The organism is Pseudoalteromonas sp. APC 3358 (genome assembly GCF_030408075.1).
In the GTDB taxonomy this organism is placed as follows: domain Bacteria; phylum Pseudomonadota; class Gammaproteobacteria; order Enterobacterales; family Alteromonadaceae; genus Pseudoalteromonas; species Pseudoalteromonas arctica.
In genome coordinates this window covers 316,122-328,265 of sequence record NZ_JASDCE010000003.1, presented here as the reverse complement: position 1 = coordinate 328,265, position 12,144 = coordinate 316,122, and the positions used below count along the sequence as shown (strand labels likewise).

8 protein-coding genes are annotated in these 12,144 nt (G+C 40.0%); 7 read left to right on the top strand and 1 reads right to left on the bottom strand.

The features are described 5' to 3' along the window. Positions 1-5: 5 nt before the first annotated feature. The 6 genes from metH to QL995_RS06585 all read left to right on the top strand — a co-directional run bounded on the left by metH (position 6) and on the right by QL995_RS06585 (position 11,145). A complete protein-coding gene (gene metH / locus QL995_RS06610) occupies positions 6-2,636 on the top strand; it encodes a methionine synthase (protein WP_290293795.1) in 2,631 nt (876 codons plus the stop codon). A gap of 225 nt (positions 2,637-2,861) precedes the next feature. Then, positions 2,862-3,728, top strand: coding sequence for a hypothetical protein (locus QL995_RS06605; RefSeq protein ID WP_007376159.1), 867 nt, complete (start codon positions 2,862-2,864; stop codon positions 3,726-3,728). 55 nt (positions 3,729-3,783) lie between these two features. Continuing rightward, positions 3,784-4,539, top strand: coding sequence for a hypothetical protein (locus QL995_RS06600; RefSeq protein WP_290293794.1), 756 nt, complete (start codon positions 3,784-3,786; stop codon positions 4,537-4,539). A 209-nt stretch (positions 4,540-4,748) separates the two neighbouring features. Further along, positions 4,749-7,847: an Ig-like domain-containing protein gene (locus tag QL995_RS06595; RefSeq protein ID WP_290293793.1), complete on the top strand. Its 3,099-nt coding sequence runs from the start codon at positions 4,749-4,751 to the stop codon at positions 7,845-7,847. 542 nt (positions 7,848-8,389) lie between these two features. Beyond that, positions 8,390-8,887, top strand: a complete 498-nt coding sequence (locus QL995_RS06590; protein ID WP_002958127.1) for a (2Fe-2S)-binding protein — start codon at positions 8,390-8,392, stop codon at positions 8,885-8,887. Further along, positions 8,884-11,145 carry a molybdopterin cofactor-binding domain-containing protein gene (locus tag QL995_RS06585; protein ID WP_290293792.1) on the top strand — a complete coding sequence of 754 codons (2,262 nt, stop codon included), beginning with the start codon at positions 8,884-8,886 and terminating at the stop codon, positions 11,143-11,145. The genes QL995_RS06590 and QL995_RS06585 overlap by 4 nt, the downstream gene beginning before the upstream one ends. Positions 11,146-11,214: 69 nt before the next feature. On the opposite strand, the gene QL995_RS06580 is transcribed toward QL995_RS06585, so the two are convergent. Then, entirely contained in the window at positions 11,215-11,412 is a 198-nt protein-coding gene (locus QL995_RS06580; RefSeq protein ID WP_007581220.1) for a CsbD family protein, read from the bottom strand. A gap of 280 nt (positions 11,413-11,692) precedes the next feature. On the opposite strand from QL995_RS06580, the gene QL995_RS06575 reads away from it, so the two are divergent. Beyond that, positions 11,693-12,106, top strand: a complete 414-nt coding sequence (locus tag QL995_RS06575) for a group II truncated hemoglobin (RefSeq protein ID WP_290293791.1) — start codon at positions 11,693-11,695, stop codon at positions 12,104-12,106. The last annotated feature ends 38 nt before the right edge of the window (positions 12,107-12,144 follow it).

Genomic DNA, 12,144 nt, shown 5'->3' with positions numbered 1-12,144 from the left:
CCAGCATGACCCAACAAATAGCAGTATTTACTAATGTCGGCGAACGTACCAATGTAACGGGTTCTGCCATGTTTAAACGTTTAATCATGGAAGAAGACTTTGAAGCCGCGCTAACAGTGGCACGCGAACAAGTAGAAAATGGCGCACAGGTTATTGATATAAACATGGACGAAGCCATGTTGGACTCAAAAGCCGCCATGGTTAAGTTTTTAAACTTAATAGCCTCAGAGCCTGATATTTCTCGCGTACCAATTATGGTCGACTCCTCAAAATGGGAAGTAATAGAAGCAGGCTTAAAGTGTATTCAAGGCAAGGCGATTGTTAACTCAATATCGCTAAAAGAGGGCGAAGAGCCGTTTATTCGCCAAGCTAAAATAATAAAACGCTTTGGTGCAGCCGCTGTTGTAATGGCATTTGATACCGACGGACAAGCCGACACGGCAGACCGTAAGTTCGCAATATGTGCGCGCAGTTATAAAATATTGGTAGAAGACATTGGCTTTGCGCCAGAAGATATTATATTCGACCCTAATATATTTGCCGTAGCCACCGGTATTGAAGAGCACGATAACTACGCCGTAGAATTTATTGAAGGCACTCGCCGTATTAAGCAAAATTTGCCGCACTGTAAAGTGTCGGGCGGTGTATCAAATGTATCGTTTTCGTTTAGGGGTAATAACCCCGTACGTGAAGCCATTCACTCAGTGTTTTTATATCACGCTATTCAAGCTGGTATGGACATGGGTATTGTAAATGCGGGGCAACTAGCCGTTTACGATGATATACCAGAAGAACTACGTAAAGCCGTTACCGACGTAATACTTAATACCGACTCAGGCGCAGGTGAGCGTTTAGTAGAGCTTGCACCTAAGTATTCGGGTATGGCACAAGCCGAGCGAGTAGAAGATTTAGAGTGGCGCACATGGCCTGTTGCAAAACGCCTTGAGCACGCGCTTGTAAAAGGTATTACTACCTTTATAGATGAAGATACCGAAGAATGCCGCGCCGCAGCAGCTAAACCTATTCACGTAATTGAAGGGCCGTTAATGGACGGCATGAACGTAGTAGGCGACTTATTTGGCGCAGGTAAAATGTTTTTACCACAAGTTGTTAAGTCGGCGCGCGTAATGAAGCGAGCCGTAGCCTACCTAGACCCATACATTGAGCTTGAAAAAGAAGAAGGCTCAACTAACGGTAAAATAGTGATGGCGACCGTAAAAGGTGACGTACACGACATAGGTAAAAATATTGTGGGTGTTGTACTGCAATGTAATAACTATGAAGTAATCGACTTAGGTGTAATGGTACCGGCTGATAAAATACTCCAAACCGCCATCGACGAAAAAGCCGATATTATTGGGTTGTCGGGCTTAATTACCCCATCGCTTGACGAAATGGTACATGTGGCAAAAGAAATGAAACGCCGTGGTTTTGAACTGCCGCTACTAATTGGTGGTGCTACTACTTCTAAAGCGCACACCGCAGTAAAAATTGAGCCGCAATATGACAAAGGCGTTGTGTATGTAAGTAATGCCAGCCGTGCAGTTGGTGTGGTTTCAAACCTATTATCAAAAGACATTAAACCTGACTTTTTAGCTAAAACTAAAGCTGAATATGTAAAAGTACGCGAGCAACAAGCCCGTAAAAAACCACGCTCTAAGCCTGTTACTATTCAGCGTGCCCGCGATAATGCAGCAAAGCTTGATTGGGATAACTACACGCCGCCAGTGCCTAAAAAGCTTGGCGTGATCGAGTTTAAAAACGTATCTATTGCCACTTTGCGTAAATACATAGATTGGACGCCATACTTTATGACGTGGTCAATCGCCGGTAAATACCCGCGCATAATGACCGACGAAGTAGTAGGCGAGCAAGCGCAAAGCTTATTTAAAGACGCTAACGACATGTTAGACGACCTTGAAAAAGCAGGCAGTTTGCAACCACTTGGCGTAATAGGTTTATTCCCTGCTAACCGCGTTGGGGACGACATAGAAATATACACCGACGAAACACGCAAAGAGCTGTTAACTACCTCGTGCCATTTACGTCAGCAAACCGAAAAAACCGACTTTGCTAATTACTGCCTAGCCGACTACATAGCACCCAAAGGTACACCAGATTATTTTGGCGCGTTTGCAGTAACGGGCGGTTTAGAAGAAGACGACTTAGCAAATGCGTTTGACGCACAGCAAGACGATTACAACAAAATAATGATTAAAGCGGTTGCCGACAGGCTCGCAGAAGCGTTTGCAGAATACTTACACGAAAAAGTACGTAAAGAGTATTGGGGTTTTGCACCAGACGAAAACCTAGCAAACGATGAGCTAATACGCGAAAACTACCAAGGTATTCGCCCAGCGCCAGGTTACCCTGCGTGCCCAGAGCACACCGAGAAAAAGAAAATTTGGCAATTACTCGATACCGAAAAACGCATTGGCATGCAGCTAACCAGCTCATACGCAATGTGGCCAGGTGCTGCTGTTTCAGGTTGGTACTTTTCACACCCTGAGGCTAAATACTACGCCGTAGCAGCAGTACAACGCGATCAAGTTGAAGACTACGCTAAACGAACCAATATGACGCTTGAAGAAGCTGAAAGATGGCTGTCGCCTAACTTGGGGTATGATCCGGAGTAAAAGCGCAGCGGTCAACTATCCGTTAAAACAAAAAGCGAGCCTAATTTGGCTCGTTTTTATTTTGTATCTTTATATTTGTTATGACAATAAATATCGATAACTCAGTTGTTTACATAATAGGTATTAGATGTGACTATTAAATGGATTGAACATGTAGTCTATGTATTAGTTTTGGACTAAGCATAAAGGATACTAAGTTTTAGTTACTCTAACTAAGGAATTATAATGCAGACAATTACGGAAGATCAGCTATCTCTTGAATATTACGGTGCAGCAGTTGAAAAAGGGCAACTAAAAGCGAAAGATGTTGCTCGCTATATTTTGGCATTAGATGAATTTATGAACGTTATTACAACAGAAGCTTATGGTAAAGATGCATCGCTATGTATGGATGTATCAGGTTTTAGAGGACAATCATTTGATATTGATTTTTTACTTCAGGTTGTAGGTTTATCCTCTGGAGCACTATTTTGCACCAGCTCCCCCAAAGACCTTATTACTCTGGCTACTGACTCAATTAAGTTGTGTATTCATTTAGCTGGCAATCAACCGAAGCAGTGCACACCAGATAGTAATGCGAATACAGTTAATATTGAAAACTCTAATGGTCATACTCAAGTATTTCATATTCAAACGCTAAATGTTCTTTCTGACCCAAAAGCTGCTAATTCATTGGATACATTTATTAGAGAGCCTTTGCTCAAAGGGTTAAGCGAAGTAAAGTTAAAATCTTCAAAGTTTGACATCCAAACTAAAGCTTCGGCTAATGATGCTGAATTTTTTAAACCTCTAGATTTCGATTTACCAATTTCAAAAAATACAATTACAACAGGTTTAACTATTGAATCACCATCCTTTAAAGATGGAAATAAGTGGAAATTATTTGATGGACAATCCAGTTTCTATGCAGAGATTACTGATAGAGAATTTATTGAGACTGTAGATAAAGGAGAGCGGTTTGGTAAAGGGGATCTATTAATAGTTGAAATGGAAATAATTCAGACCAAAACACCGCAAGGTTTGAAGATCGAAAAACTCATTACGAAAGTTACAGATCATAAAGAAGCGCCTCAGCAGAAAGGTATGTTCTAAGATTTTAGGTCAAAGTATTAGAAATATAATAAAAGCCCAAATTGAAGGACTATAAATGAAACATCTAAACCACATCCTACTGTGCTTATCTCTACTTTTCACATCTAGCACATTTGCTCTTGAGCAAAAATATCACGAGTTCGTTTTACCTGTTATTGCAGCCTTTGAAAGTGACGATAAAGCAGCTATTGCTTCGCTTGTTTATTACCCGCTAAAACGACGATACCCCATACCTGACATTAAAAATGAAGCTGAGTTTATCAACCGCTTTGATGAAGTATTTAATGATGAGCTAGTGGCAGTTATTGCCAGTTCAAACATTAACACCGATTGGGAGAAAGTAGGTTGGCGCGGCATTATGCTAAATAACGGCGTTATGTGGGTAGATACTGACGGTAAAATTATTGCTGTAAATACACAAAATACTAAAGAGCAGGCACTTGCTAAAAACTTAATCGAACAAGGTAAGCAATCCTTGCACGCAAGTATTAATACTTTTGAAAAACCAGTACTCAATTGGAAAACGGCTAACTATCATGTTCGTGTTGATGATTTAGGCGAGCATAATTTTCGGTATGCAGTGTGGGGTATTAATAAAAAGCCAAGTGACAAGCCTGATATGGTTTTACTAAATGGCGATATTACATTTGAGGGCAGCGGCGGGAATCATCACTATACGTTTAAAAATGGTCGTTATAGTTATGTGCTACAAGTAACCATTATTGGCTGCGATACATCACCACCAGGTTGGCTTGAAGTTTATAAAGACGATGAGCGATTGTTGTCTGAAGATGTTATAAGCACTCATTAATCGCTTTTTATTAGTAAGCATGCGGCTAAAATCTCTATAAAAGTAGCTTTAGCTGCAAGTTAAATGTTATTACTTTATTCTTCTATCCCTTTGTAAAACTTTGTTAATCGCCTCTTTATTTCCGGTTGGTACTCTATATAATGCCGTGTTAATGGAACGTTGCAGTTGTAGTGACGTGATTAAATAAAGAAATACAAAGGATTATGGAATTGATTAAACTATCTTGCCTTACGTTGCTCATGATGAGCGCGTATTCAGTGAATGCCAATACTCACGCTCAGCCTATAAAAAACACTCAAGAAAATACTTACGGTGATGCTGTTTTAATTAACGATCAAAAAATAAATTTTGATAAAGCTCATTTTGAAAGTTTATCTAAAAAACCTCTACTCGCGCCAATTATAAAAAATAATAGCCTTACTCAACCTGCCTCAGACGAGGAAAGCATAGAGCTTAGCAGCGTATTTCGTGAATTTTCGTTAGGCAACTCAACAGGTCGAAAAGGCTTGTACGTGGCACCTTTGTCGGGTGTGGGTAGTAAGCACATTATATCCGCCCAAGAGAGCAATTTTAATATTATAGAATATGTGAAAGGTGCGTATGAAGTAACTGCTCGCTACGACTTTGATGACTATATTGAAGATACCACGCTAATTAAAGATACAGTGGCAGATACATACTACTTATATGTTTTAGAAAATAACGCAGTACATAAAGTTAATTTAGTCACTCAAGAGATAGAACTAAGTAAAGAGTTTTATTACCCAAGAGCAGCAGATAAGTTTGATATAAATAGCGATGGGCAAGATGAGCTTTTTGTTTATCAAAGCAGTAAGCTTTTTGTTCTTAACTCGCTCGATTTATCTGAAATTGCGGTACTTGAAAACGTACCACAAAACTTTGTGACAGGCTCATTTACTGAGGCTAATGCAAAAGAAGTTTTATTTAGTGATGGTGCGGTTTATAGATTCGAAAATTCAGAATTTGTACTGCAAAAACAACTTAGTGTAAGTATTAATGGCGATCATTTAATTGCTGTTGATATTAATAACGACGGCTTAGATGAAGTGATTAATGGGCAAAGTTGGTACAGCATAGAAATGCTAAGCCCAAGCACTGAAAGCATTTTATGGACAGCCCAAAGCGACTTAGATATTGATAAAGTAATAGTTGCAGACATCGATAATGATGGTACCGACGATTTAGTTTACGGCGATGGTCAGTGGGGGAGTTTATACGCGCTTTCACTCACAACAGGCGTTGAGTTTTGGAGTATTAATAATCCAGAGCATGGTGTGTCGGGCATTGTTGTAGATGACCTTAACGGTGATGGTAAGCAAAATATTGCTTGGGGCTCAGGTTATTCTTCGTCAGGTGAAGATGGTTTTTATATTCACAACACGGATGACAAAACTCAACAGTGGGCTAAAGGCATTGAGTACTACTCAAATAAAGCGTTAGCACTTGCTGATATTAATAACAACGGAAGCTTAGATATACTTTATTCCGAGCGTGACAGTAACGCTTTGCATATAGTAGATACACAAACTAATGAAAAAATACTTACAAATATAAGCGTTAATAACGATTGGGATAATAATAATTTAGTTACTACTGCTCAGCTGTTTGATGATGGTAAGAATTATATTATTGCTGGCAGCTCTGCTATATACGATGCGAATGTACAGGTGTTTTCACCTGAAACGGGTGAAGAGCTATTTCAAACATATCTTGGCGACGGAGACTACATTAGTACCTTAACAACGTTAGATATTAATAATGATGGCAAGCTAGAAATAATAGTAGGTAATGGTGCTGAGCATACAGGAAGTGAAGGTACCTTTTTTAAAGTATTAAATGGGCAAACTGGAGAGTTATTAAAGACATCGCCTCGCTTAGGATTTTATTGGGGCGGTATGAGTTCAATAGTAACTGGAAGCTTTCTTAATAACGAAAATATAGATGTGGTTAGTCTCGTTAGTGATTACCTCATTAGTTATGACTACTCTGAAAACACTATATCTAAAGTTGCTTTGGAGCAGAGCTTTAACGGTTTGGTTAACACTGTTATTAATGGAGAAGAAACTTTAGTTGCATCTACCTATAATGGCTCACTTTATAAAGTGGCTTTAAATGGGCAGACAACATTAATTAGTGAAGTGTGCCAAAACTCTTTAAATAACATTGTGTCTGTAAGAGCTGGGTTTGTGCAGTATTCGTGTTCAGATCAGTTTGGTGAATATAACCTAGATAGCAATGTGGTTTCATACACTGTTGAGCGTAATAATAATGACAGTTGGTTAGCAACTTCTACGTATAATAATGTTGATTATACCTTGTTGGCAGGTCAGTCATTGGAGGTGTTTTCTAATCAAGTTGCTGAGCCTTTAGCTAAACCTGAAGCTGTAAGCTACTCTGATCATGTTTTAAAAAGCATACAAATAGATTTACCTGTATCAGATGATATTGATTATGTAGTTTTAAATAAGAGACCAACTCTGGGTAGGGTCGAGTTTACCGACAGACAGACGGGTCTACTAACTTATATACCTTCGGGGACTGTAGGCATTGACGAGCTTAGTTACTACACAGTAAAAGATCGTTCACGTTCAGCGTTATCAAGCTTAACGTTAGAGCTCACAAATACAGCACCAACAGCAAATAATATGACACTGCAAACTCATTGGAGTACACCGCTTAACTTTAATCTAGAAGGTATGGATGAAGACGCTGAGCAATTAGTATTTCAAATTAAAAATTCGCCTGCTCATGGGCAAATTCAGTTAATGGATTCTGCTTTAGGTAGCGTGACCTTTTCACCAAGTGGTGACTCGGTTGAGCCAGTATCAGTTAGCTTTACAGTGAAAGATTCTTTAGTTGAATCTGAGCTTCATAATGTTGTTATTGAACTTACAAATACAGCCCCACAAGCTCAAAATGTAACATATAACACCTCTTATAAGAGTGAAGTGAATGGTCGCTTTTCAGCATTAGATAGCGACAACGATACACTTGAATTTGAAGTGGTAACAGAGCCAAACTCAGGAACTCTAACATTTGAGCCTGATACTGGATTGTTTAAACTAACTCCTACGAGCGAATCCGATCATGTAGTAACGTTTAGCTATGTAGCTAAAGATAAATTTGATAGTTCAGCAGTTCAAACTGTGACTATAAACGTTGAAGGTAAGCAAGCTGCTGCGCTAGCGACTCCATCATCTGATTCAGGCTCTAGCTCAGGTGGCAGTATTTATTACTTACTTACGCTGCTATCAGTGGTTTTATTTGGTAGACGCCGTTTTAATTAGTAGTTAAAAGCTTATTTACACTATCTAAAACCGCCAAATGGCGGTTTTTTATTTATTAATAATCTTTTTAAAATCAACGATTTATTGCTTGCTTTTGTTGTGGGTATTGTACAACCCTAAACTTTGCAAATAAACGATGTGGTTACTTAATACGATTTTTGCTTAAATATATTGTAAGTTTTAACTTGGGTGTTTTTAGGCTTTTATTTAGGGCTGTTTATCTTTCGAGGTTTAACATGCACTGCCCCGAGGATTCTGCATAGGGGCAATTTACGCTTTGTTGTTTACAAACCTCCCGCCGCGATTAAATCTCCCCTAGATTGAGTGAACTTCAATCTAAAAAGGTCTGCAGTCCCTAGTCTAATACTAATAATCAGACGTTAATAATTTCAATGTGGTTTAAACGTTCTAATAATTAGTATTTTTATAAAACAGATCTAAGTGGTAGGCTAAAAGTAGTAAGTATAAAATAGTAAGTAATTAAAAATAGTTCTCGCGCAACAAGGAACCCTCCTGTAAAGCGCTTTGCCAAGGAGTTTTGTATGATCACGCTTACCATTAATGGTAATAAACATGAGTTTTCTGGCGATCCGTCAACGCCAGTATTATGGTATCTCCGAGACGAATTGAATTTAACCGGCCCTAAATTTGGCTGTGGTATGGCTCAGTGCGGTGCGTGTACTGTGCATATTGATGGGGTAGCTCAGCGCTCGTGTGTATTACCTGTAGCGGCAGTAGCGGGTCTTTCAATTACAACAATTGAAGGGTTAAGCGAGCAGGGCGATCACCCAGTGCAACAAGCATGGGTTGAGCATAAAGTACCGCAGTGTGGTTTTTGCCAGTGCGGCCAAATGATGCAAGCTGCAAGCTTATTAGCTGCAAACCCAACCCCAACCGACGATGAAATAGTAAGTAATATGTCGGGAAATATTTGCCGTTGTGGTACATACCCGCGTATTCATAAAGCAATTAAATCAGCTGCTAAAACAATGGCGAGTGTTCAGTATTTTGACCCAAATGAACAAGGGGAAGAAGTATGAGCCAAGATAACAAATATTTTGATTTAAACCGCCGTAAGTTTTTAAAAACCAGTGCAATAGGTGCGTTGGTACTCGGCACTTATTTTGTAAGCAGTGCGCCAAGAGCATTTGCGGGTGTGTTAGAGCAGCCATCTGAGCTGGCAAAACGCGCAAACTTATTTATTGCACTGCGCCCAGACGGCATGGTTGAAATAACCTGCCATCGCTCTGAAATGGGTCAGCAAATTCGCACCGCGATTGCACAAATAGTTGCCGATGAAATGGAAGCCGCGTGGGATAAGGTTATTGTTATTCAGGGTAAGGGCGACCCTAAATACGGCGATCAAAATACCGATGGCTCGCGCAGTATTCGCTACAACATGCAGCGCCTGCGTGAAATGGGCGCAAGTGTACGTTACATGATGCAGCATGCTGCCGCTAAGTTTTGGAAAGTTGATCCACGAACCTGTACTGCTAATCAACACGTTGTTACACACAGCTCAGGTAAATCGCTTACTTATAAAGATTTAATCGACTTAGCGCTTACAATAACGCCACCAGAAGCTGACAAACTAACGCTTAAAACACGCAAAGAATGGCGTTATATTAATACCGGCATGGCGCACATAGATTTAGCCGATTTAGTAACAGGTAAAGCTATATTTGCAGCCGATGTACGCGAACCACAAGCGCTGGTGGCTATAATTGAACGCCCGCCGGTAGTAGGCGGTGTTGTTAAGTCGTTTGATGCCAGTGCTACAAAAGCGATAAACGGCGTTATAGATGTTATTGAAATACCTGCACCAAAAGGCGCACCGCAGTTTCAGCCAAAAGGTGGCATTGCGATTATAGCTAAAAACACATGGGCTGCATGGCAAGGGCGTAAAGCATTAAAAGTCGTGTGGGATGATGGCAAAAATGGCGATTACAATTCAAAAGAATTTAAAAAGTCATTATTACAAACAGTACAAACTCCACAGGCAAACATACGTGATAAAGGCGATGCCATGGGCGTGTTGGCTAAATCGAGCAATAAATTGGTAGCTGATTATTACGCACCGCATCTTGCTCAAGCACCAATGGAGCCGCCTTGTGCAACAGCTATGTACAACAAAGACAGTGTTGATATATGGGCTGCTACGCAAAATCCACAAGCCGATATGAAAACAGTGGCGGCAATGCTTGGCATGGATGAGAGCAAAATTAATGTTCACGTTACCATGTTAGGAGGCGGTTTTGGGCGTAAGTCAAAACCTGACTTTTCAGCAGAAGCAGCTTACCTTTCAATGAAAGTAGGCAAACCTATTCGTGTGCAATGGACGCGTGAAGACGACATACAACATGGTTTTTACCATGCAGTTTCGGCTCAGCACATTGAAGCATCGCTAGATAAAAATGGCGCAATAGAATCGTATTTACACCGCACCGCGTTTTCACCAATTACCTCTACCTTTTCAGAAGGGGCGACTACGCCAGGAAGCTTTGAACTACGCTTAGGATTTACCGATAATCCTATTAACACACCTAATATGAAGTTAGAAAACGGTGATGCGCAAGCCAAAGCACGAATTGGTTGGATGCGCTCTGTATCAAATATTTTTCATGCCTTTGCTATTCAGTCATTTATTGGCGAAGCAGCGCATAAAGCCGGTCGCGACCAAAAAGACTATTTACTAGACACTATAGGTCCGAGTCGCATTGTTGATGTAACTGAGCAAAATGCCACATACGATAATTACGGTGGCGATAAAGCGGTTTATCCTCTAGATATTGGCAGACTGCGCCATGTTATTGAAAAAGTAGCTGACATGAGTAAATGGGGGCGAGAGCTTCCTAAAGGTCGAGGTTTAGGCATAGCAGCGCATAGAAGCTTTTTAACTTACGTAGCTACGGTAGTTGAGGTAGAAGTGTCGGATGCTGGCGATTTAAAAGTGATTAAATCGTGGGTTGCCATTGACGCGGGTACTGTTGTAAACACCGACACCGTGAAAAACCAAACCCAAGGTGGCTCTATTTATGGGATTACAACTGCAATCAGCGATGGTATTACCTTTGATAAAGGGCGCGTACAGCAAAGTAATTTTCATGATTATCGCGTACCGCGTATGAGCGACGCACCTCTTGAGATTGAAGTTGAAATTGTACAAAGTGATGCACCACCAGCAGGAGTAGGCGAGCCGTCTACACCAGTTTATGCGCCAGCATTATGTAATGCTATTTTTGCAGCGTGCGGAAAGCGTATTAGGCAGTTACCGATTGGTAACCAATTAAAAGCGTAGCTAAATAACCTACAGCTTAAACAAAAAAAACCGCCAAATGGCGGTTTTTTTAAAAGCGGTTAACGCGGTTTAACGACCTTTTTCAAACTCATCAACTTCACGCTCTGCTTCTTCTTTAGATTTACCGTATTGCTGCTGGATTTTACCAACTAGCTCTGTACGGCTACCTTCAATTTTATCTAAATCGTCGTTGGTAAGATCGCCCCATTTTTGTTGAGCCTTACCTTTAAGTTCTTTCCAATTACCTTCGATACGATCGCTGTTCATAAGTTTATCCTTACTTTAGGTTAGTGAATTAACTGTCAGTTATAAAGTAGCAAGCCTTGTACCAATGAATAATAATGATTTTATTATTTTTATTATCAGTTGGTTATATTTTTATGTTGAGCGATTTTGTTTTTAATATTGCGCTTTTTATTAAAAAATATACATAGCAGCCTGTAATTATTGCTGACATAAATTAGGCCGCTTTGATGTAACTCATTCTTAAATTTTTGTTTTAAGCTAATATGCAGGTATTAAACAAAGTAGTTAACCTGAGTGAGTTATGAATACAAAAACGTGTGAATACGGAGTGGATGACTGCTCATACAAAATGGCAGGTGAGTTAGCAGGTATTACACAATTGGTGAATGCGTTTTACGACAATATGGACGCTTTAAAAGAGGCTGAACATATAAGGAGTATGCATTCAAAAGACTTATTGGCATCGCGTAAAAAACTTGCTTACTTTTTGTCGGGCTGGTTAGGTGGTCCTAAATTATACGCTGAACATTTTGGCAGTATTAACATTCCTCAAGCGCACAAACATTTACATGTAGGAATTGAGCAAAGTGATGCATGGCTTTTATGCATGCAAAAAGCGGTTGATAAGCAACCTTACGAAGCCTCATTTAAAATTTACTTAATGCAGCAATTACGAGTGCCTGCAGATCGAATTAGAATGGTGTCGGGTAGTTAATAGCAATTATTAATAAACATCTACCGCGGTGTCGCTGC